The 23,735-nt window shown below is 38.3% G+C and carries 22 protein-coding genes; 17 read left to right on the forward strand and 5 right to left on the reverse strand.

All coding sequences use genetic code 11. The features are described 5' to 3' along the window. Positions 1-18 precede the first annotated feature (18 nt). The 10 genes from ACY2A0_RS00885 to ACY2A0_RS00930 all read left to right on the forward strand — a co-directional run bounded on the left by ACY2A0_RS00885 (position 19) and on the right by ACY2A0_RS00930 (position 11,642). A complete protein-coding gene (locus ACY2A0_RS00885; RefSeq protein WP_461787756.1) occupies positions 19-624 on the forward strand; it encodes a hypothetical protein in 606 nt (201 codons plus the stop codon). 225 nt (positions 625-849) lie between these two features. Next, positions 850-1,518 (forward strand): hypothetical protein, encoded by a 669-nt coding sequence (locus ACY2A0_RS00890; RefSeq protein ID WP_461787757.1) that lies wholly within the window; start codon positions 850-852, stop codon positions 1,516-1,518. A gap of 170 nt (positions 1,519-1,688) precedes the next feature. Further along, positions 1,689-2,204, forward strand: a complete 516-nt coding sequence (locus ACY2A0_RS00895) for a WapI family immunity protein (RefSeq protein WP_461787758.1) — start codon at positions 1,689-1,691, stop codon at positions 2,202-2,204. Positions 2,205-2,298: 94 nt separating this feature from the next. After that, entirely contained in the window at positions 2,299-3,075 is a 777-nt protein-coding gene (locus ACY2A0_RS00900; protein ID WP_461791203.1) for a DUF6624 domain-containing protein, read from the forward strand. A gap of 53 nt (positions 3,076-3,128) precedes the next feature. Beyond that, positions 3,129-3,569, forward strand: a complete 441-nt coding sequence (locus ACY2A0_RS00905; RefSeq protein ID WP_461791204.1) for a hypothetical protein — start codon at positions 3,129-3,131, stop codon at positions 3,567-3,569. A gap of 196 nt (positions 3,570-3,765) precedes the next feature. After that, positions 3,766-4,347, forward strand: coding sequence for a hypothetical protein (locus tag ACY2A0_RS00910; RefSeq protein ID WP_461787760.1), 582 nt, complete (start codon positions 3,766-3,768; stop codon positions 4,345-4,347). Between the two features lie 77 nt (positions 4,348-4,424). Further along, positions 4,425-5,585: a tetratricopeptide repeat protein gene (locus tag ACY2A0_RS00915; protein ID WP_461791205.1), complete on the forward strand. Its 1,161-nt coding sequence runs from the start codon at positions 4,425-4,427 to the stop codon at positions 5,583-5,585. A 223-nt stretch (positions 5,586-5,808) separates the two neighbouring features. Then, positions 5,809-6,549, forward strand: coding sequence for a hypothetical protein (locus ACY2A0_RS00920; protein WP_461791206.1), 741 nt, complete (start codon positions 5,809-5,811; stop codon positions 6,547-6,549). A gap of 2,645 nt (positions 6,550-9,194) precedes the next feature. After that, positions 9,195-9,674, forward strand: a complete 480-nt coding sequence (locus tag ACY2A0_RS00925; protein ID WP_461787763.1) for a hypothetical protein — start codon at positions 9,195-9,197, stop codon at positions 9,672-9,674. A 954-nt stretch (positions 9,675-10,628) separates the two neighbouring features. Next, positions 10,629-11,642 (forward strand): hypothetical protein, encoded by a 1,014-nt coding sequence (locus ACY2A0_RS00930; RefSeq protein WP_461787764.1) that lies wholly within the window; start codon positions 10,629-10,631, stop codon positions 11,640-11,642. Positions 11,643-11,966: 324 nt separating this feature from the next. Here the strand turns inward: ACY2A0_RS00930 and ACY2A0_RS00935 are convergent, their stop codons facing one another. Further along, positions 11,967-13,037, reverse strand: coding sequence for an IS110 family RNA-guided transposase (locus ACY2A0_RS00935; RefSeq protein WP_461791193.1), 1,071 nt, complete (start codon positions 13,035-13,037; stop codon positions 11,967-11,969). Positions 13,038-13,260: 223 nt separating this feature from the next. Here ACY2A0_RS00935 and ACY2A0_RS00940 point away from each other — a divergent pair, with 223 nt between their 5' ends. From ACY2A0_RS00940 to ACY2A0_RS00960, 5 genes are all read left to right on the forward strand, one after another. Next, a complete protein-coding gene (locus tag ACY2A0_RS00940) occupies positions 13,261-13,842 on the forward strand; it encodes an MltR family transcriptional regulator (RefSeq protein WP_461787765.1) in 582 nt (193 codons plus the stop codon). Positions 13,843-14,146: 304 nt separating this feature from the next. After that, positions 14,147-14,554, forward strand: coding sequence for a hypothetical protein (locus ACY2A0_RS00945; RefSeq protein WP_461787766.1), 408 nt, complete (start codon positions 14,147-14,149; stop codon positions 14,552-14,554). 183 nt (positions 14,555-14,737) lie between these two features. Then, the gene (locus ACY2A0_RS00950) at positions 14,738-15,496 is read left to right on the forward strand and encodes a hypothetical protein (RefSeq protein ID WP_461787767.1); all 759 of its coding nucleotides are present in this window, start codon (positions 14,738-14,740) and stop codon (positions 15,494-15,496) included. A 37-nt stretch (positions 15,497-15,533) separates the two neighbouring features. Then, positions 15,534-16,328: a hypothetical protein gene (locus tag ACY2A0_RS00955; protein ID WP_461787768.1), complete on the forward strand. Its 795-nt coding sequence runs from the start codon at positions 15,534-15,536 to the stop codon at positions 16,326-16,328. A gap of 644 nt (positions 16,329-16,972) precedes the next feature. Further along, positions 16,973-17,179 carry a hypothetical protein gene (locus tag ACY2A0_RS00960; RefSeq protein WP_461787769.1) on the forward strand — a complete coding sequence of 69 codons (207 nt, stop codon included), beginning with the start codon at positions 16,973-16,975 and terminating at the stop codon, positions 17,177-17,179. A gap of 184 nt (positions 17,180-17,363) precedes the next feature. Here the strand turns inward: ACY2A0_RS00960 and ACY2A0_RS00965 are convergent, their stop codons facing one another. Then, positions 17,364-19,868 (reverse strand): S9 family peptidase, encoded by a 2,505-nt coding sequence (locus tag ACY2A0_RS00965; RefSeq protein ID WP_461787770.1) that lies wholly within the window; start codon positions 19,866-19,868, stop codon positions 17,364-17,366. A gap of 198 nt (positions 19,869-20,066) precedes the next feature. Here ACY2A0_RS00965 and ACY2A0_RS00970 point away from each other — a divergent pair, with 198 nt between their 5' ends. Beyond that, on the forward strand, positions 20,067-20,954 hold the full coding sequence (locus tag ACY2A0_RS00970) for a polysaccharide deacetylase family protein (RefSeq protein WP_461787771.1): 888 nt from the start codon (positions 20,067-20,069) through the stop codon (positions 20,952-20,954). 6 nt (positions 20,955-20,960) lie between these two features. After that, complete coding sequence (locus tag ACY2A0_RS00975; RefSeq protein ID WP_461787772.1) at positions 20,961-21,818, forward strand: polysaccharide deacetylase family protein; 858 nt, start codon at positions 20,961-20,963, stop codon at positions 21,816-21,818. Positions 21,819-21,861: 43 nt separating this feature from the next. On the opposite strand, the gene ACY2A0_RS00980 is transcribed toward ACY2A0_RS00975, so the two are convergent. The 3 genes from ACY2A0_RS00980 to ACY2A0_RS00990 form a co-directional block, all read right to left on the reverse strand. Continuing rightward, a complete protein-coding gene (locus ACY2A0_RS00980) occupies positions 21,862-22,305 on the reverse strand; it encodes a 3-oxoacyl-ACP synthase (RefSeq protein ID WP_461787773.1) in 444 nt (147 codons plus the stop codon). Positions 22,306-22,406: 101 nt separating this feature from the next. Next, entirely contained in the window at positions 22,407-22,985 is a 579-nt protein-coding gene (locus ACY2A0_RS00985; protein ID WP_461787774.1) for a nitroreductase family protein, read from the reverse strand. 81 nt (positions 22,986-23,066) lie between these two features. Next, positions 23,067-23,621 (reverse strand): hypothetical protein, encoded by a 555-nt coding sequence (locus ACY2A0_RS00990; protein WP_461787775.1) that lies wholly within the window; start codon positions 23,619-23,621, stop codon positions 23,067-23,069. Positions 23,622-23,735: the final 114 nt, after the last annotated feature.

Here is a 23,735-nt window from a genome sequence, read left to right on the forward strand (position 1 = left end):
TGCCATATTATAACAACCATGACAAACGAGAACATAATTGAGTTTTACAAATTTCTGAACGGTGACACCAGCCTTTTGGAAATGGAAACGTTTGTTTATACGGAGACAGATTTAGAACAGCAACTTAATAAAGATATCTATTTGGAGCTAATCAATTTTAACTTCAATGACAAAAATTCAAGCTACCAACTAAGACAATTCATTTTTCAACACATTGCTCCGGAAGGAGAATTTGAAACATGGAAGTTAAAATCGCTTTTATATGCTTTCTTGGCAGACTTTAATAACATTCATAAGTATCTCGACAAACTTTATCATTTATACTGCGGCATTTACCAAGATAATGGACAACGGAAATATCAATATAAATTCTTGTCAAATCTTGGACTTAATTATTTATACTGGGTCGACGAAGGCTATTTGAAAACGAACTATGGAGATAACTGGGAAAAAGAATACAAACGTTGTTTTGACGACTTTGAATTTTATCATAGACAACTCAAGCCGTTTGCTGACGAAATTCTATCCGGTTTAAATGACAACAAAATTCAAATATTTAATGACGGAACTTATTCGATAACAGACGAACTAAAATCAAAACTTGAAACGGAGACAATTTATTAACTCAAACACCTAGACAAAAAATACGGCAGCTAACACGGGTTTTTGCGTCAGACCGAGTGATCCGCTTTGGCAGGACAGGCTGAGCAAACTTGGAGCTTTATGTCCCGAAAGCTTTCGGGGTTCAATGCTGGTTGATCCCGCAGGTGCGGGACTTCGAAACCCGCCCGAACACAAATCTTTAACCGTTACCCGCAAAGCTTTTACGACAACCAACATAAAAAAACAATGAACTTTAAAGATGAATTATTTTACCTACTTTGGAAAGAGAAAGACAAGTCAACATTTGAACAATGGATTTATGGTTCAAATAGTGTTGACTTCGAAAGTTGCGTTGGTGACAAATCGTATCTTGAAATCATTAGTGAAAATTATTCAGGGTTGACAATTAAGCAGGTTAAAAAATCAGTTTTTGAAAAATTAAACCAAAAACTAAAAAAAGAATTTAAAAACCATATCAGAACAAATCAGAAAGTGCTAAAAGCAACTTGTATTAAGACAACAGGGCTTGACTATGACGGAAAAAGCGAACGGAATTGGCAACTACAAGTTGGTAGGGAATATTACATTTTGGGAATTTCTGTTGACTTGAAAAAATCAGCAAATCAAATTTGCTTTCAAATATTCGACCCTTTTTACAGCGAGACAACTCCCTATGTTATACCAGCAGAACTCTTTGAAATTAAGGACAAAATAATACCTCCAAACTATTCAATTACGGTTGCGGACAACGCTCTACAACTTGACCCAATGGAATTTGTAGATAAGACATATGCCGCAGTTGAGCATTCATTTTGGGAAGACTATTTTGACGAACACGAAAAAGCGGTGAAAATATTTAAGGCAACAATTGAACGATTGGACATTGAATTAGACGCAGAAGAATATGGCGAGTAAATTGACAAACCAAGAAAGTCTGGCGAATAATAGGGTTAATCCACTTTATCCGAAGATCTTATTAAAATAAAAAACGCTGATGTTGCGCAAATCCATCAATTTTTCGGTGTATTAATGCAATGGAATTACGTATATAAATGAGTTATGGGCAAGCTTAAAGACGACAATAAATGACATTTAATGGAATAGACGGCCAAACCGTTGAGTTAAAAATAATCAACTACCAATATCCAGACATTAATGATGGCGATTGGGACGGAAATTGGTTAAATATTTATCTAAATGTGAAAAGCAAAGTCGGACATTGGCAGACAGTTGACCCATCCTTGACAACTTGGGATGTTCAGAGATTGATTAACTGGTTCGACACTCTTTCTAAAAACTTAGGACCAGAAGACACAGACATCAGTTTTACTGAGCCAAATTTGTCATTTGAAGTTCTGAACGACTTTAATTCCGACAAGACAACAGTCAGGATAAAATTCGACCTTGAATCTCGACCGCAATCTGCTAAAGACGACAAGGAATATTTCGTTGACCTCATTGCAGACAGTAATGAATTAAAAAGACTTTCGACAGAGCTAAAAAATGAATTGGAAAAATATCCGGAGAGAAAGCCAGCCCATAACAGCACCTTTCCAAAAGCGGGGCATTCGTGGTGGAAGAAAATTTTCGGCTCCGAATAAACATTAGAGGTAGCTTGACAGATGGTGCTTTGAAAGCCCCGCCCGAACGCCAAGCGCCAAAACGTTGCATGCCATTTTATCAAGACACATTACTATGAAATTATTCTTAATTATTTGTTGTAGCTTTCTTTCAACTGTTTCAAATGCTCAATCAGACAGTATTTATCAAACCTTGATAGCAAAAGCTAGTTTACTGCATCTTCAGAAGAATTATAAAAATGCTATCCCCTATTACGAAGAAGCATTTCAACTACAAAAACCTGATGCATTAACTGCTTACAAAGCAGCAGGTATGTATTCGTTAGACAGTAATGCCCACAAAGCTTTTCAATATCTGCAACTATCAATAGAAACCGGATGGACTGAAGCCGATTGGCTATCGTTCGACCCTTACTTTGATTATTTGAGAAATGTTTACCCTGAAAAATGGAAGCACATTACAGAAGAGGCTTTATTGGCAGAAAGCCAGTATGAGAAGCGTTTACAATTGCCTATCATACGCAAAGAAATTAATTTAATGACATTGAATGACCAAAAGCTGAGATATCAGAAAATTCAAACAAAGAATGATAGCATAAGAAAAAGTATCAATAAACAAATTAGGGAATCAGATTGGAGCAACATGAACCGTGCAAAAGAAATTATCAAGCAATACGGGTGGCTCAAAATATCACAGATAGGAAAAGATGGGCAAAACAACTTATGGCTTATTGTACAACATGCTGACCAAGATGTTCTATTTCAACAAACAGCCCTAAAAGCTATGCAAAAGCTACAAGGAACGAATGAAATTAGTATGGAAAACTTCGCTTTTCTATATGACAGGGTTCAGTGCAACCTCAATTATAACAACTATACGGTACGCAGGTAGAATGGACTAATAATGGCAAAGCTTCTGGATTTAGACCTATTGTAAAAGAATATTTGACCGATGAACTAAGACAAAAAATTGGATTGCAACCTTTAAAAATCTACGCACTTACCTATGGTTTTGCTTATCATTCAATAAGCATAGAGCAATCCAATAAAAAAGAAGCTGATTATAGGGCACAAGTGCTGTCGCTTTTAGACAGTGCAAAATATTACTACACAAAAAAAGAGTTTCAGAAAACCTATGACTTTTATAATAATGCCTCAACCTTTTTAGGTGGCATGAGTAATGCAGAAAATTTTGAAGCAGCGACTATTTTTTCAAAAATCGCCTTGGAAAACAAGGATGAAAAATACAAAAGTATAGCTCTGGATTTTTTAGATTTACTATTTCTTAGGAGAAGTATTAACAAAAAACAATTGAAACAACAATCCTCATTTAAAATACTTTATAATGACCCGAGATGGCTTACTATGAATAAACAGCTTAACTAATGCTTCAATTGAACTTTAGCATAATTGAAACTTTGTGCTCCGAAACCCAACCAAGCCACAACACGTTAGCACCAATTTTAAAACTGAATTGCTAGGCAGCGCATTTTACGGTTAATAAGACATGGTTCTCCCCCATCAACATTTGTGGTAAAACCTGACACTTTTAGCGTTTATTTTAAAAAAAAGGAATCTAAATATGAAAGAGCAGGAAAAAATATTGAAATATGATTTAATGTTAAAAAAGTACATTGACAATAAATCTTTTATTAAAATTTTCAGGACCGTATGTGACAAAGAAGAAAATGTGTCTGGATTTTTATTAGGAATGTCAAACGACTTTATGTTTATGCAGACGGATTATGACTTTATGCTTGATGGATATGCGATAATAGAAAAGTATGATTTTGACCGTATACGCCACTCCAGTTATGAAAGAACCCAAAGAAAGATATTTAAAGCCGAAGGGCTGTTAGAAAAAGCTTATGGTTTTGGCAAGCCATTACCTTTAACGAATTGGAAAGACATTTTTAATACACTTAAGAATTACGATTTTCATGTAATCATTGAAAACCTAAACAAGGATTATCTTGATTTCTCCATTGGCGAAATCATCAAGGTTACAGATAAAACCGTCAGTATACACAATTACAACCCAGATGGACAATTGGATGAAGAGCCTAAATCAATTAAATTTAGCACAATAAGCATTGTTAAATTCGGTGATCGTTATTCGACTACATTTAGAAAATACTTGAGAGAAAAAAAAAAAAAAAAATAACCAATCGCTAAATCCGCAGCAAGTCTACCCCAACGCAATATCAAAAATTAACGACTACGCTAAATCAACAAACCATCATGAATAAAATCTTACTTACGCTACTCGGACTAATGCTTTTAAGCCTGCACTCCGTTGCACAAACCAATGAAAAAGTCATTTATGTGGTAGACTCTATACTGGTAAAAGACGATCCCGAGGAAGGTGACGAAATCTTAGAGGCAGACATTGCAGATGTCACCATAGTCAAAAACAAAGACTCCCTAAAACTTTTGGGCTACGACAAAATGGATGGAGCCATTTTCATATTCACCAAAGAATATCGCAAAAGATCAGAAGAACTGAAGCAAATTCCATCATCAAAACAAATGGAACGAAAAGACGGCGTATGGTATTTCCGTGGCAAGGTATATAATGGCAAATTCATAGACTATTATTACAGTGGTAGAAAACAAGGAGAAGGCACCTTACTAAACGGGAAAGTACATGGACTTAGGACAATGTATTATCATAATGGAAAGTTGTCGATGGAAAGGACTTATTCCAACGGCATTGGAAATGGTTTAGCGAAAGAATACTATGAAGACGGTACGCTTAAACAAAAAGGAGAGTTTCTTAACGGTAAAGAGGAAGGAATCTGGGAAATGTATTTTCCTAATGGTCAGGTAAAACAGCGTAGCACTTTCAAGAATGGCACCATGGAAGGCGAAACAACGGTTTATTACTCAACAGGAAAAATCCTAGCGGTGGAAACAATAAAAAATGGAAAAGCAACACCAGACAAACGCCTTGAGAAGATCAACCAAGCCATGAATAATGGACATGCTAGCAGTAGAGAGGGCGACTATAAAGCAGCCATTAAAAGCTATTCAAAGGCCATAGCGCTCGACAGCAACAATGCCGAAGCTTATTTTGCGAGAGGAACTGTGAAACTAAATGACTTTCAGTTTGACGAAGCAGTTCTAGATTTTAACGAAGCCCTGAAGTTTGAGCCTTATTTTGAAAGAGCATTATCAAATCGAGCATTTGCAAGAATTAGAAAATATCAGCTGGGAAGCGGCAGAAAATTATCAGAAAGCAACGGAGTTACGGTAGTCGCCTCTAAAGATAATCCTGCAATTCCAGCAAACGATTTAAGCATCATCTGTAATGATCTGAAACAGGCAATATTCTTAGGTGATAAAGGAAAAATGGTTAAAGAAGCAGTAAAAGAATTTTGTGAGACTAAGGCTAATGAATAACGAGCTGATGCTAAACAACAGGCGTAAAAGATTGCCAAGTTATTCGACTTAATTTCCTAATAACAGCCATCTGCACGAAAACCATCTCGCTGATGCCGACATTGACGAAAATGGCAATACAACTGCTAAATGAGAAAACGAGAGAACAGATGAACTACAAATTGACTTTTGAAACAATAGAAAAAACCTTAACTTATTAAGCTCTAACCACAAAAAAACTACAATGACAACAAAACATTTATTATACCTTTCAACAGTAGCCATATTCATTTCTTGTGGCCGAAACAACAACCCGCAGCAAGTACAGCCAAACGGAAAATCGGATAGTGCTGCCGTATTGAACGACCCAAAAAACCACTTGAACATCCAAATGAACGAGTTCAGCGAGGTTGACAGTTCTGGAGTGTTGATGTTTCCGCTATCGATGGGCGAAACAGAGGCAGAAGATAGTGGTCTTTCCTATAAACGCATTTCAGACAACACCTATTGGAACATCGCTTTCTACAATTCTGTCACCAAAACCTATCATCTATTGACTGAGCGAAAAATACTCATCGGCAGCTATAGCCAAAATTATGGCAGTGATGGCAAAAACAACATTTCGACCGATAAAAAGCCTATTTTTTATACGGTGCGTACCGATGATTTTAACAAAGACAACAAACTGACCGACGAAGACCCTCAATACCTTTTCATTTCCGATAGATTTGGCAATAATTTCAAACAAATTTCGCCAGCAAACTACAACGTGAACAATTGGGAATTCGTTAAACGCTCCAACAAGGTGATCATGACGGTTTCCAAAGACAGTGATGGAAACGCGATGTTCGATAAAACTGATGAAATTACCACGTTTGAGTTTACGTTGGACAAAGATTCCGTGCCACAAGAAATTTTTCCGGAAAGCTTTAAGAACAAACTCAAAATATTATTTGATAAAGATTGGAAACGACTTAAAAAGTGATGGCTACACTTAATTAATTAACTTGAGTTCGGGTTAAGTATTTTTACAAATTCTTTAAAAGCTGCATTAAATTTATTTTTTTAGCTCGCCGCCGCTGGGCTCTTACTTTTTTCATGATTGTTTATTGTTTTTGGCGTTCAAGCTTTCGCTATGCTCAGGTTTGACCGCAAAATTAACAAAACCGAAGCTTACGGAGCTCATCAGCTTTGCTGATAAACTCTCGGTTGCTTATTTATTCAGCGTCATTTGTTTTCAATTGTTTTAATGCTTGCTTCGCAGGTTTCTTTCAAAGAAATTACTTTGGCTTTTTAACCCGAGTTCGATTATTAATTCATCGTTAATTAGCTTTCAAAACTAATACTGATCCCGAACGTTCGGGGTCAGGGTCAGTTATAGAAAAAATATTGTATATTATTGTAAATCAATAAATGATAATCGAACCGCAAAGTTTTGAAGATCGCCAAGATTTAGGAAGTTGTTAGCTATATACGTAGTTAGTTAAACGACTTAGCTGGCAAAGAAACGTAAGATCAAGAAATACCTTTCCCAAGTACGCCAAGCGGCCTTTTTGCATCGTGAAGCGCAAGCCGATTGGGGCGTAGCATTTGCCAAGGACTTGCACCAACAAGCAAAATGGAGAAGTGAAACGGCTCATTTTGCGCTAAAGAGCCTCAATTGAGCTGGAGCAAAACGAGGCCAAGCAGCCTTGAACTTTTGGTTCTTTTGGTTCAAGCCAAAAGGACGTAAAAAACAAATGCCGAAGCAGCACCTTTCCCGAGTACGCCAAACAGCGTGTAAGCTTGCCTAAAACAAGAGTTTTTTTTAACCGCAAAGTTTTGAAGAGCGCTAAGACAAGAAAAAGAAATTAGATGTAGAAAGGAATTAAGAAGAGTAGCAGGCGAACAAACTTACCATCAAGCAATGCCTTTCCTAAGCACGCTAAACGGCCTTTTGGCATCGTGAAGCGCAAGCCAATTGGGGCGTAGCATTTGCCAAGTAATTGCACCAACAAGCAAAATGGAGAAGTGAAACGGCTCATTTTGCGCTAAAGAGCCTCAATTGAGCTGGAGCAAAACGAGGCCAAGCAGCCTTGAACTTTTGGTTCTTTTGGTTCAAGCCAAAAGAACGTAAAAAACAAATACCGAAGCAGCACCTTTCCCGAGTACGCCAAACAGCGTGTAAGCTTGCCTAAAACAAGAGTTTTTTTTAACCGCAAAGTTTTGAAGAGCGCTAAGACAAGAAAAAGAAATTAGATGTAGAAAGGAATTAAGAAGAGTAGCAGGCGAACAAACTTACCATCAAGCAATGCCTTTCCTAAGCACGCTAAACGGCCTTTTGGCATCGTGAAGCGCAAGCCGATTGAGGCGTAGCATTTGCGAAGGATTTGCACCAACAAGCAAAATGGAGAAGTGAAACGGCTCATTTTGCGCTAAAGAGCCACAATTGAGCTGGAGCAAAACGAGGCCAAGCAGCCTTGAACTTTTGGTTCTTTTGGTTCAAGCCAAAAGAACGTAAAAAACAACTTCAACAAGAGTTTTTTCAACCGCAAAGTTTTGAAGATCGCCGAGATTTAGGAAGTTGTTAGATGTATACGTAGTTAGTTAAACGACTTAGCTGGCAAAGAAACGTAAGATCAAGAAATACCTTTCCTAAGCACGCTAAATGGCCTTTTGGCATCGTGAAGCGCAAGCCGATTGGGGCGTAGCATTTGCAAAAGACTTGCACCAACAAGCAAAATGGAGAAGTGAAACGGCTCATTTTGCGCTAAAGAGCCTCAATTGAGCTGGAGCAAAACGAGGCCAAGCAGCCTTGAACTTTTGGTTCTTTTGGTTCAAGCCAAAAGAACGTAAAAAACAACTTCAACAAGAGTTTTTTTAACCGCAAAGTTTTGAAGAACGCTAAGAAAGAAAAAGAAATTAGATGTAGAAAGGAATTAAGAAGAGTAGCTGGCAAACAAACTTACAATCAAGAAATACCTTTCCTAAGCACGCTAAATGGCCTTTTGGCATCGTGAAGCGCAAGCCGATTGGGGCGTAGCATTTGCCAAGTACTTGCACCAACAAGCAAAATGGAGAAGTGAAACGGCTCATTTTGCGCTAAAGAGCCTCAATTGAGCTGGAGCAAAACGAGGCCAAGCAGCCTTGAACTTTTGGTTCTTTTGGTTCAAGCCAAAAGGACGTAAAAAACAAATACCGAAGCAGCACCTTTCCCGAGTAGCCAAACAGCGTGTAAGCTTGCCTAAAACAAGAGTTTTTTTAACCGCAAAGTTTTGAAGAGCGCTAAGACAAGAAAAAGAAATTAGATCAGGCTACTAGTGCAGCCCTAAATATCGCAAAGCACCCTTTAACACCATTAAAACAAATGAAAACTTGTTAGAAAATAAGAGACCGAAAATTAGCTGAACGAAAATTTGATGCGCTATCGCGAGCACATAGCATAATTATGTTATCTCGAAGTCACGTTAATTAGCAACCAGCGGTAGGTAACTTCTATCCTACCTCTTTACTACGAGCTAGGTGAGCAAACTACCCACACTCTTCTACTCCAACAAAGTTGACTGTCCAAAACTTTTAGGAATTAACTTAATTTCAGCAAGTTATTCTTATTTCTTAATTTGATTTTTATTCATTTAAATCATTTACACTATGTCTAAAAAAAATCAAATTTCGGCGGCAATTACCGCTGCACAGTCTACCGACGTGATGAAAAACATTGACAGCATCACCCAAACCCTTAAAGATGCGCTAATCATTAACCTTACAGCCGACGACCGATCGCATATGTTAAAAATGGGCGATAAAACCTTAGCTTTTGTACAAAAGGCATTGGAGTATGCCACACAAAATGAGGCGTTGTGTCCAGCATTTTTGGATTTAACAGAAGCAAAAAAAGACTACGAACTGGCAGCAGGCTTGCAAGCCATTAGGCAAAGGGTTTCATTGCTGTTAAGAGCCATTGAAGATGCCGAAATGGTGGCAGGCAGCGAAGCTTACGATGCCGCACTGATTTTCTATAACTCCGTTAAAGGGGCTGCTAGGTCTAACATTGCAGGTTCGCAGGCCATAGCGGATGATTTAAAAGTTCGTTTCCCGGGCAAAAGAAGAGATAACCTGCCTTCGGAATAAAAACCAAAGGGTCGAGCGTTCTCGACCCTTTTTTATGCCTCATCTTTGTTCCAAGATGCTAGTAAGCGCTACTACATTGCTTGTATGAGCTAGCCAATTGCTACTCCAAGGTTCGGTTGTGTTTGTCGGAGAAGCAATTTGGTGTCCCAACAAGCAAAGTTTGCTACTCCGAGTAGCATGGATGCTTCTAAAACAAGCAAGTTGGATGCTTAGAGAAGCAATTTGCTTGTCCGATAAGGAAAGTTTGGTTCTCGGAGAAGCAACGATGCTGCTCAAAGCTGCTTGGTTGACGCTTTTACTAGCAATAATGCTTGTTAGAGAAGCAATAATGCTAGTTTGACAAGCAATTTCCTTTACACAGGAGCAACGCTACTCACCGTCATGTTGAATTTATTTTGCAACGCTCATCGCCGTCATGCTGAATTATTTTGCAGCGCTCCTTCCGTCATGCTGAATTTAGTTCAGCATCTTTAAGCACCAGTATTAATAATAGGATAACCCAACAGATCCCGAAATAAATTCGGGATGACGGCAATAGTTAAAAGATTCCGTCGAGTACGTCATGCAGAATTGAGTTCAGTATCTCTAAAAGTGATTAAAAGACCTTTTTGCAGAAGCCTGTAGTTAAGTAGCGTTGTGCTAGAAGCAACCGAATACAGCGCTAAAAACCGTTCCTCACCGTCATGCTGAATTTAGTTCAGCATCTTAAAGCAATTGAAGCGCTTTTTTACGTCTACTCCTTTTAATTGTGGAAAAGTTGTTTTGTAAAAACTGAATTAATCTATTAGTTTCGAGTTAATTAACGTTCGGTCTTCTCTCTCAAAAGGTTTTCCGAAAGATTTTATTAAAATATAATTGAGCTATTTTAGTTGCGCAAAGCTTGACACTTTGGGTGTATTTGCGCCATTTTATAAGGGGTATCAGTAAGTTACCAGCCATTTTAAAAAGACAGACATGATAACAGAAAAACTAAGTCTAATCAATGAACAGACATCTCCTCTGTTTAGACTAATGTGGATTCATAATGTTGATGAGCCTGCCCGAATACACTTTGACAATAACATTAGTGCATTTCATATCGGCAATGGAGTATTATTAAGCGTAGCTCATAATTTAAGAACTGAAGCTACTGCTTTCAAATCAATAGACGAAGCTTCCTTTCAAGCAAATATTATTGCAAATGTTGCTCCGAATCTAAGACAATTATTCAATAATAGTTATTTATTTGACGCAGCTACCAATAAACGCTATATAACCCAAATAACCGAAGCAGATGCTCAAATATTAATCAACGAACTTAAGAGAATTAATTACGACACTCGATGGGTTACTCTAACGCAAAGAAATATTTGCAAACCGTTTTTAATTGTGCAATTCAGAACAAACCAATTTTATTCTGACCCTGCATTAACAGCACTATTTAATGGCAACAGATACTTTTTTGAACCGCAACTTAATCGACATACGTTTCTGATCGAGGTAGAATTAGTGAATGCCTTTTACAGCAATGACTCAGCTATATACAGAATTACTAATACTGACCAAGCCATAATAAATCGATTACCAAGTATTTCTCCTGACTATACTTTGCTTGATAGTAGCACTGAAAATTATTATTGTTTACAAAGTGCACCAGTTGACAACCTAGGGAGACTTTTAAACGATGCAAGAATCGAAGGCTTGTTAGACCATTGGAATATTTTTGGCGACCCAATGGGAGGAAACTATATTATGGACGGGACAAGATATTTAATCAAAGGTTATTTTAGGTTTGGTTCATCTGGTGCCCCATACGTTGTTTATGACAATGAGACAAACAGTTTTAAAGTTAATTCAATTCAAAGTGAAGCCAGTGGAATACAACTTGCAATTAATAATAATCGCAATGGAAACTTTCAATACATTAATGCAATTGCTTCACCATTGAATAACATTAGGACAGAAATCGAACAAGCACTTGGAGTATAAAAAAACGGCTGGTAACACGGGTTCCTATGTAAAGCAGTTTTCCTAGAACCAAGTTAATCATTCCTTTTAAATATTCCAATAAATTGACATTTGGGGACTAAATTAATGCTCCTCAAACACCTCGATAATCATTAAGCTCAGGCTCCTATGTGTGGCTGCTTCTACGCGGAAACACCACCTGCACCCGTATGGTTGTATTGATTTTAAATACAGCTACCTGCTTTGCGGTGTGAAAGCATCAAGCTTCACAACCCATGTTTTGTAGTCTGGATTTTGTTTTTTGATGAGCTTTTAACAATTATGTTTTCTATATATATATCCTTTTTATGCCATAGCCTGTGGTTTTTGGTGATTGATCTGATAAGGTTTCCCTGTTTTGATAACCGACAGGATACGGTTCAATAATTTTCTGGCAATCTTAACTACAATACTTTTTGGGTTCTTGCCAATATGTGTACGGTAATAGGACTGCATCTGTGGATCTAGCCGCAGGGCAACCCAAGCAGCTTCTATAATATAACTACGTAGCAAACCTCGGCAACGTGGGGTTACCCCAAACACATTCTCTGTACCTCCGCTATTGCGCATCATCGGTACCAGTCCAATGTAGCTCGCAAAACTTGCCTCGTTGCCAAACCGCCTAATATCGCCCAGTTCGGCAATTAAGGCACTGGCCAAATAACCGCCAATACCCGGAATACTTTTAAGCAGATAATAATCCTGTTTATGGTGTTTACGGCAATGTGAACGTAGCTGGTTGGCCAGTTCCAGATATTCGCCATAGATAAACTCGTAAACACGCAACTTACTGTTTAGGCATTGCTGGCCTGTAGCAGAACGCCATTCGATGTGCTTAAGCCATTCGATAAACGACTTGGTCCAATTGGGATTGTCATGGGCCTCGGGAATTTTTATGCCCTGATAAAGCAGCAAGCTCTTGATGTGTGTTTTAGCCGACCGAAGCTGGCGGGTAATGGCAGCCCGATGCCTTAAAAGACTTTTTAGTTCGTCTTCCCAATCAGTTGGAATATGAATAGCCTTCAGTTCGCCCAACGATAGTTGCCTGCTCAGGTTACGGCAATCAAGTTTATCGGTCTTCTGGTAATATTGCTTGTTGCTGGTGGGCACATCTGCTGGGTTTACAACCGTTACATCCCAGCCCATCTGCATAAAATAACGTGCCGCACTAAAACCACAACAACCAGCCTCGTAGGTGAGCGCTATATCGTAACCGGGAAAGTTCCGCTCAACGTAATCATAAACCACTGAAGGGTCTGCCGGAACGGTGAAACTTTTGTGGTCGCTAATATCACTTCGGATATGAACCGACCAGCTTTTCTTGTGAATGTCGATACCAATGTATAACTTCGGTAAAGCAGTAATTTCTGTTGCCATATTTCAATTGTTTTGGTAGCTAATTAACGTTAGACTACATCTTTTTTGGATGGAACAGGATTGCTGCTTTTACATGGGTGCTTTGCGTCAGGCGGGGTGACGTGCAAACTTGGAGCTTTGTGCTTCTATTCAAGTCCAGTGCTGGTTGACAGTTCTGTGCTTCAAAACCCGCCCGAACGAAAAGTCCTAAACCGTCACCTTCAATTTAAATGACTGATTCACTATGAGTAAATCAAAAAAAAGACAAGAAATATTTAAAAAGTTTGTTGATAATGACACAAATTATTGGGACGACTTTTTAGTTAAAGAATTAAATGCCGAATCAGACAGAGGTTCTGTTATTCTTGCGTGTTCACTTTTTGACATAGCTTTAAAAGCAAAAATTAAATCGTTTTTAGTTCACATTGAAAATGTAAATGATGACATTTTTGACGATGCGAATTCTCCTTTGTCAACATTTTCTGCGAAAATAAATATGGCATACAGGCTTGGGATCGTTAGCAACCATCTAAAATCTGATTTACATACCCTTCGAGATATCAGAAACTCCTTTGCTCATAATATTGACGAATGTAGTTTTGACGATACAGAAGTAATAAACTCAATAGAGAAACTTAAAACTTCATCAAAGTTCATTGAACGATTTGAGGGAATTAGAAACGACTGTTTTCCCTCTGGCTATAAAGGTGATTTCATAATGTTTGCTTCAATGCTTTTGTCAACTTTAAAATCAGAATATATTAATCAATTAGAACCGGCTACTGCTGAATGGGTGTATAATCAAGATTATTACAGTCCAGAATAAACTGCAGGTAACACGGGATCGCGTCAGGCAGGCTGATCCCGATTTGGCGGGACAGGCTATGCAAAATTGTAACTTTGTGCCCCCGAAAGCTTCGGGAGTTCAGCGCTTGGTTGACAGTAAAGCCCTTCGAAATCGCCACCTTTGGGCAGCTGCAAAAAGTTAGCAGGCATTTTAAGGACGGCAGAAACAAATGACAATATTCAAAGAAATACGGACATTAATAATTATTCTTCTTCTGACAGTTTTCAGTTTCGGCTGTAAAGAAGAAAACCATATCGAAAAGTATAACGTCAATGTCGACTCATTGAAAACATTGCCAGACGGCATTTTTGCTTATAGACGTGGGAACATTTTTTTTGACAACGGAAAATTTATGATTTGGTATACGTTAGACAACTCTGGAAATGTTAAAGACATATTTAAAATCAACGACTTGACAAACCAAAATTCAGACAAAACAGCCGCAATAAACAAATACAATATAGATACAACGGGAAATAAAATTGTTATGCAAAGGTTTATTGATTTGAGTAGAAAGTTTAAATTCGGACACATAAAGGTTGATAAAACAAACAAAGTTTCATTTTCATACCGTGACGGACTTTCAGAGCAATTTGTAATGACCTTTAATGACAGTTTAAGAAACAAATATTCAAATAACAAGAACTTTAAACTTTTGACAAATGGTTGGTTTGAATATATTGACAGATAGAAAAACGACTGCTAACAGAGGTTTTGCCTCAAGCAGACTGATCCCGATTTGGCGGGACAGGCTATGCAAACTTGGAAATTTGTGCCCCGAAAGCTTTCGGGGTTCACTGCTGGTTGAAAGTAAATGCTCCAAAAACCGCCCGAACGGGAATACTTGAAACTTTAGTGCTACCTTTATACCACCGTGAAACAAACACCTTACCTACTGACAATTATAATTGGGCTTTTAAGTTGTAATGCGCAACCGAAGCAAGTTGACAAAAACACGCTTGCTATTACAGCTACTAAAACCATTGAAGCTAACAATTCAAAATATTACACACAACAAGACACAATTTTAATAGCCACCGAAATTGGTGATACTTTGAGATTTGCCAAACAAGACTTTAATAAAATTGTGGATGAACATCCTGAACTATTTCAAGAATTTCCGGCACACCCCGACAAGCTCTATTATCGCTTTGTAAATGGTCTAGACTTTGGGAGCGAACAAGGACAAGACATTTATTATGCCTTATATGCTTACTTTTTAAAACAAAAAAACGGCATCACAAAGTATGCTAAACAACGACACAACCTTATCGAAATATATTCAAGAATAAACGCCTTATTCGAAAATCTCCAATATGGAGGAACATACTTTGGACACCAACAAATGAGAATTTTAGGCTATACAGAATATTCAATTTTCCTTTACCCTAAAGAGAAAAATGAACTTGAAAAAACTTATGATATCACTAAACAAAAAGAACTTTATATAAAATCGTTAAGACAACTTATAGCAGACGAAAGCAAAATTGATTTTGAAACAATAGGACAGAAAAAAGTTGAGCGAACGAAAAAACTAAATAAAATTGTTGACGAACTAGACAGCTTGATCACAGACAATTTTTATTTGAGGCGAACTCAGGAATTCCATTATAGCAACTACGAATATTATTAACCAAGTTCTCTACACCAAAACTTAGCCCTGTAAACAAATGAAAAAACTTCTCACTCTACTTTTTATAGGCATGGCAGCTTTAACTTATGGCCAACAAGCAGCCCCAATAAAATTTGATATTGTAGACTTCAATAAAAAGATGGCTGTTGCGGAATGGTTGTATGAATATGACATGATTGCTTGGAGAACTTCGGACAGCGTAATGGTCCAAAACAAGAAAGACTTGGCCAGGTTGGGAAGTGACTGGTTTTGCTTCAAAAAGGGTGATACTTGGCACGCCATTTACGGAAAATATGAAAACCATCAATTTGACCTTGTTTTTCATTTTACGGTCGATAAAGGCCAAGTAAGTAAAACAAACCAACCTGTTGATACGACCTTGCTTCATCGTTATTCGAGAGCATTACAAACTGCAACTGGCCAGATTAAGCTGCTCAAAGACACTGTTAACATTAGATTTAATCAGTACATCAAAGAAAATGACGATAAAACACTTTCCGTATGGATTTTGCCAGCTTTTCAAACCAATAATGTGGCAGTTTACGGCGGCGAATTTATTTATACCATTGACCCAAAAGGAACAAAAGTGCTGAAAGACGAAAGCTATTTTCAGGGGAAGTTCCGCGGTTTCAACGTGGGAAATCCGAGAGAAATTTGGTTGAACTATCAGGAAACCGATAAACCTACGTTGGGCGCAGTCTTTTTTGCATGGTATTACAAATCCTACTTTACAAAAATAGGCATCGACAACTCAAAAAGTATCAGTACGCCATTCAAATCAGACGGTGGTTGGACTTGGATACATGGCGAAAAGCAACCTGAAAAAAAGTAGAAAGAGCGAAATTATTGAAAGGGCCTGAACTTGGTTTAAGCATCAAAGGAAACAGGAGTAATTAGTATAAAATCGGTTTCGGCAATATATGCTTGGATAGATGATTTAAACACTAGACCCCGCTGCTATGTTTGCAGCAAAGGCTTAAGTTTTCAGCCCAGATTGCAGCGGAAATACTTTTTGTTGGTTTTATTCGGCAAATAGTTGGTGTTGTGAAAGATGTTTCGACAAGCTCAACATGACAAATGTGGGTAGTACCGCGAACAAAAATATTGCAGCGGAAAGCGGGACCATTGGGAAATAGTAGCACGAGCTTTGCGCTTCAAAAAATACTAAATACCCTTAATTTACTGAAGCCGAAGTTTATTCGATTCTGAAAGAATTTTATAGCAGCCAACACTTAGAAACTACTTAAATTGCTGTTGATTAACATACAGGTGTCATGTTGAGCTAGTCGAACCGTTCTTTAATAGGTAGTCTTCGACAAGCTCAGACTGACAAGTAAATAGTTTCTTACATTCATATAAAGTATTTCCTTTAAGATGATTAAAACTAAGGTAATTGAACGAGTTGTTATCTTCGAAATTGCCGACAGTAAATTAAGGTGAGGGAGCATCACATTTACCAAAAAATAGAAAAACAAAATGAACAATCAACCAAAATTTAATCCACAAATTCACTATCGCAGATCCATCAGATTAAAAGGGTACGATTACGCACAAGCAGGATTGTATTTTATCACCATCTGTTGCCAAAATAGAATACATAGATTCGGCGATGTGGTTGGTGGTAAAATGGTGTGCGATGAATTCGGCCGTTACCAAACAATTGGGGTTATTGGGATTGGATGACAAATTATGGCAACGCAATTATTACGAACACATCATTCGCGATGAACGATCGTATCAAAATATAGCTGAATATATCATCAAGAATCCTGCGAAATGGGCTCGCGACAAATTTTATGATCAATAAAACCACAAAAAAATCCCCAACAGTTTTAACACCATTGGGGATTTGTACAAGTCATCAAATCTAATTCTTTCGTTCTATCTCTCTATCCATCTCCGTCATATTCACATTGGTGGATTGAGAAAAATCATCTAACAGGTAATTGTTAAAATAATCCGCTAAACGCCAAAACATGTATTCCGTCATATCACCAAAGCCGTGGCGCTGACCAGGAACAATGATAAAATCGAAGCGTTTGCCTGCTTTAATTAACGCATTAGCCACTCTGATGCTTCCCGCCGGGTGTACGTTATTATCGATATCGCCATGCATTAATAACAAGTGACCTTTCAAGTTCTTCGCTAAATCAGGATTTTTATCAATCGAATATTTGAATGAAGTATCGCCTTTTAGGGAAACAATCTCCTTTACGCCATGATGTTTTTCGCTCCACCAACGGTTGTAAATGCTATTATCATGGTTACCCGCAGCAGATACGGCCACTTTAAAGAAATCAGGATACACCAACATTGCCGCCGTTGACATGAAACCACCTCCAGAGTGTCCAGTGATACCCACTTTATTTGCATCAATGTATGAATATCTATCGGCTAGCTGCTCAATAGTTGCTTTTTTATCTGCCAAACCATAATCACGCAAGTTGCCATAACCATAGGTGTGGTACCATTTTGATCTCGCAGGGTGACCTCCCCTATTACCTACCGTTACCACAATGTAACCTAGCTGCGCCAAACGATCCATCCTATCCATGCTACGGCCAAATGATTTGTTTACTGCCTCTGTTTGCGGACCTGGATACACGTACTCAATTATCGGATATTTTCTAGTAGGATCAAAGTTGAACGGCTTGTACATTACGCCATATAAATCGGTAACGCCATCATCAGCCTTCACTTTAAAAGGTTCAGGAAATTTATAACCTGCCGCCATCAATAAGGATAGATCTGTAGTTTCCAATTCCATCACTTTGTTTCCGTTGTTATCGTAAAGTGTTGATTTTGGCACCGTATTCACCCTTGAATAGTTGTCTACAAAGTAACGACCAGCATCGTTCATGCTGCTAGCATGGTCAAAATCGCCTGCGTTTAACAATTTCAAACCTGAACCATCGAAATTAACACGGTATAGGTGGTAATAGTAAGGATCTTCTTTGGCTTCCCTCCCGTTGGCGGTGAAATAAAGCACTCGAGCTTTCTCGTCGATATTCACAATATCTTCGCAATGGAAAGCACCTTTGGTGATCTGATTTTTCAATTTACCATTTTCGTCGAACAGGTAAAAATGTCCCCAACCATCACGCTCACTCCAATGAATCAATTCTTTTCCGCCGTTAACCAGGCCCGGGCGTTGTACTTCCACGTAGGTGTTGAAACGCTCCTCGATTAAAGGTTTGATACTACCGCTGGCTACGTCAACGGCACAAATATCAATGCGTTTCAAATCACGGCTGGTGCGGCCCATGTAAAACTTACGATCATCGCCCAACCAAACCGCCGGACGGAATTCATTATCTCGATCTACATTTAAAGCTGGCTTGCTATACACATTTAAGCTTTGATCTTTAAACGCTGATACATTTAATTTTTTACCTGCTTTGGCTGCAAAATCGAATAACCAAATTTCATCTTGTGGTGCTTCGGCTTCGCCAGGCATTTGGTATTTGTAGGTTTCCAACGTAGGGCGACCAGCAGCAACGCTATTGATTACCCACAAATCTTTCACCTTGCGGCTATCAGAACGTTGGATCACAAAATATTTGGAATTTGGCGACCATAGTACAAAAGCCCTGCGACGCTTTTTATCATTTTTAAGCACTTCCTCATTGTTTTCGCCACTGCCGTCACTTCCAAAAGCATAGTACTTTACGCCATCTTTAGTTAATTGATGTTCTACAATGGTACTGTCATCTTCGTTTTTAAGCGCTTTTTGGTAATTGGATTTATCCATCCAATACAAATTGTAGTTGCGGGTAAAGATAATCGCCGACGAATCTGGCGCTACGGCTCCCCAATTTGGCTTAGCTTTAGCACGTTTAAAGTCTTTAATTTCGCTTAACTTTTGTGCAGCCAGTTCATATTTGAACTTGAAGATTTTCTTCTGCATCGAGTCGGCTGCCTTCTTGTCTTTCCTGTCGGGCTTTACCTCGTCAATGGTACTTTTAATTTCGAAGGTGATGCTTTTCTCATCATTGCTAAACTTTAAGTTTTCCAATGGCAAATGTTGTCCATCAAACGGATCACGAATGATCAAAGTAATTTCAGCAGCGAGTTTAGCTGGATCAAACAACATCTTTTTGCTTCTAGCACCGGGATCTACCAAGTACCAGTTTTTGCCGTTTGGCGTTTCATAATCGTACCAAAATTGGTTGCTTTGCTTTAACCAATGCGGATCAACCGATGTAGAATAAATCATTTTGCGAAGTTTGCTAGGCGAAAACCTTGCTGCCTGCTGATAATTTGCTTTTTGTGGCGCTTGTACAACTTCGGTAGTAGTAATGGTTTTAGTTTGTGCCATTACCGCAGCTCCCGAAATTAAGCTCAACAAAGAAAGAAAGTAAATTTTCTTCATTATAAATAGGTTAGTTAATTGTTGGATATTTAATGGAGCTAATTTAAATCAAAATTCAGTTCACAACCTTGTTTTTTATGTAATAAATGAGTGATTAAGCAGATATCTACATCGATACTTTGCTGATCATTATTTTTTCAACAATAGCGGCAATACTAGTGTTATTGCTTAGTTTTGTTCACAAATTAATTTACTTTAATGAAACCAATATTCTTACCCCTATTTGTTTTAGCATTAGCCTTAAATTTTGGCTGCCAATCTAAGTCGCAACCTTCAAATGCGGCAGCAAACGATAGCACCGCTACCGATGGAACTGCTGTAGTTAACAACGAGGCTGAAAGTGCGCCAATTGACACTAAAAATATTAAAGTGGCAGATGCGAAAACCATTTTAGCTAGACCGCAAGTGCCAATTTTATGCTACCACCAAGTGCGCAACTGGCGCTCAACCGATGGGCAGATGGGCAAGGATTATACGGTAGAGATACAGAACTTTAAAGATCAAATGAAAATGTTGGCCGATAGCGGTTACCATACCATTTTGCCAGATCAGCTATATGCCTACCTTAACGAAGGTAAAGCGCTTCCTAAAAAACCAATCATGTTAACTTTTGATGATACGGTTTTAGATCAGTACACAGTGGTAAATCCAACCTTGAAGAAATATGGTTTCAAAGCCGCTTATTTTATCATGACGGTTTCTATTGGCAAAAAAGGCAAGTTTGTGAACTATATGAGTGCGGAACAAATCAAGGAGCTTTCAGATGAAGGTAACACCATTGGCAGCCACACTTACGATCACAAAAACTTCAAAAAATACGCAGGTAAAGATTGGGAAGAACAGCTAGATAAGCCAACCAAAAAATTAGAAGAAATTACTGGAAAGAAAATTGAATACTTCGCTTATCCTTTTGGTTTATGGAACAAAGAAGGTTTCCCTGAATTGAAAAAAAGAGGATTTAAAATGGCATTTGCTTTAGCAGATAAACGCAATGAAAATGACCCCTTAATGTGCGTAAGAAGAATTATTGCCAGCGGATTTTGGAGTCCTAAAACTTTACACAACAACATCGTAAGAAGTTTTTAATACACAATGAAAAAGTTTTGTTTAGGGGCGTTAATTTGCCCCTTTATATTTTATGGCTGCCAACCTAGCTCAGGCGATACCAACAAAACGGCAGTTCATGTTGATAGCAGCGCAAAAACACCAAGTGTAACAGATTCGGTGATTAAAGCCAATACTGCTGTTGAAATCTTAGCTAAAAAAGAAGTTCCAGTACTTTGCTACCATCAAATTAGAGAATGGTTATCCAGTGATGGAAACCGGGCTAAAGATGATATCATTGCACCAGCTAGGTTTAAAGAGCATGTGAAAATGCTAGCCGATAGTGGTTACCACTCGATTTTACCTGATCAGCTTTACGATTATTTGGTTTACAATAAGCCGTTGCCAACCAAACCCATCATGTTCACTTTTGATGATACGGATTTAGATCAATTTGAGGTGGCCTACCCTACACTAAGGCAATATGGCTTTAAGGGTGTTTATTTCATTATGACTGTTGCTATTGGTAAAAAGGGACGTATTTCGTACATGAACGCCCAACAAATTAAGGAGCTTTCGGACAATGGAAACGTCATTGCAAGTCATACCTACGACCATAAAAACTTCGCCAAGTTTACAGAGGAAGATTGGAAAACACAAATTGATGAACCTACCAAAAAGCTGGAAAAAATTACCGGAAAAAAAGTGGCGTACTTTGCCTATCCGTATGGAGTTTACAAAGCCAGCTTGCTGCCAAAGTTGAAAGAGCATGGCTTTAAAGCGGCATTTATCCTCTCTACTAAAAGAGATGAAAATTATCCACTGTATACCATCAGAAGAATTATTGACCCTGGGCATTATACCGCAAGAAATTTGATGCACAGTATTAAGAAGAGTTTCAAGTAAGATTTGTTTGCGAACGATAACGTAGAAAATCTTACTAAAGCAATCAAGAAATACTATCTATCGTATATTTCTTTCCGTTAAAGTCAAACGCCTCGCCTTTAGCTTTACCAATCAGCAATTTTCCTATGGGTGAGGCAGCGGAAACCGCGAAGTAAGTTTGATTGTTCAGCGTAAGTTGCCCAGCACTGATGCTGATATAAAAGTTCCCATTATTAGTAAACACCAAACTACCCGCCCTAACTTTTGCTGTTTCGGCAACATCCGCCAGGCTTAAAAGCACCGACTTCTGCTGTTGCGCATCTGCCAAAAGCTGTTTGTTCCTGTTGATGTCTTGTTGAGCCATTTCCCTACCGGTCTCAAATTTATCGCCAGCACTACTTTTGGTATCGTCGTTACTGGCTTCTTGAGCTTGTTGCAAAGCTTCAGTTGCGTTGGCAATACGTTGATCAATAAACTTCAAGCAAAGTTCGTAGAGTTGATTTTTCAAACTGATGATTGTTAGATTGGTATTTCAGATTAATTGATAGTTGGTATATCCACGTGTTGACAGCGTAAGCAATCACAGTTCCTAACTGAAAACTGCAACTGTTAACTTTCCATCCACTGCACTTTCTCGCTCATCGGTGTACGGTTGGCAGCTCTTGGTTCGGCATTGTGATAACCCATGTAAAACAGACCGTAACATTTTTCGTTTTCGGCCAAACCTAGGAAATTATCCAAATGAGCAATTAACGGTGGTGAACTCCAATAAGCACCAATATTTAGCGCCTCGGCTGTTAGCGCCATGTTTTGTACTGCACAGGCAACAGCGGCTATTTCCTCCCAAGCGGGCAACTTATCTTCATTAAACTGAATACATATGGCAACAATGACATCTGCTTGAGCGGTTTTTTGAGCGAAACTATCGAACTTTTTCTGCAAAAATTTATCAGCAGGTACGGTTTGTTGGTAAATCTTACCAAGCTCCGCTCCTAACTTTGCTTTGGCACCTTTGGCAATTACCTTGAAACGCCAAGGCTGCGTTAATTTATGGGTTGGCGCATAGTTGGCACTCTCTAAAATCTCATCGATTAGCTCCCTAGGAATCTCCTTTTGGATGTAACTTTCAGGAAATACGCTTCTTCTGCTTTTGATAATTTCTGATAAAATTGTTGCCTTTTCATTCATAGCGCCAAAAGTAAGATTTTAATTGTTGCTTTATGTTTCGTGCTTGTAAAATTGAGTGATCAACCAATGATGCAGCTCAGTTTACTTGATTTTTAGCTGCTTCCTAATTTGCTTCACCTTGGCAAAAAATGCAATGCTTTCTTTATCCACCAAATACTCCATGGTGGCAATTAATTCTTCTTTTACCCAAGGATGTTTAGGACAAAAATTGGCTAATATATTTAAACAATGAGATTTGATGGCAACTGGCACATCATCGTCAATTAACCAAGCGAAAGTGGTTTCTACTAAATGAGTTGTATCGTAACTGGCTAAAAAATCTTTTACCTGCTGTGGTGCATTTTTCTTGGTGAGCAATGCCAATATTTTCCCGAAATGCCTACGAGCAGAAAGGTTGTTTTGTGACGAAAAACGGTCTGAAAAATACGCTAGATATGGCACGAAATTTTGCGGATGATTTACGTAGATATTTTCTAAAATCCACGCGGCCCTGAATCCTATTTGCTCCTCCGGATGGAATGTGAGATCGATTACATCCTTAATGGCATCGGCCTGCGACGATGCCAGCTCAGCCAACAAATGTACTTTTGTTTTTTGCAGGGTGTTTTTGATGTCCGTTAATAGTTGCTCTTTCATTGCTTTTTAAAATTAGCATTTTACCGATAATAATTGCTTAGCGAGTTTCTTTTTGCTTGGGGTTTGGTTGCAGTAACTGGAGTTAAATAAACCCGATTGAACGGTTAGCCCGCA

Source organism: Pedobacter sp. (assembly GCF_965249885.1).
Lineage (GTDB): Bacteria > Bacteroidota > Bacteroidia > Sphingobacteriales > Sphingobacteriaceae > Pedobacter.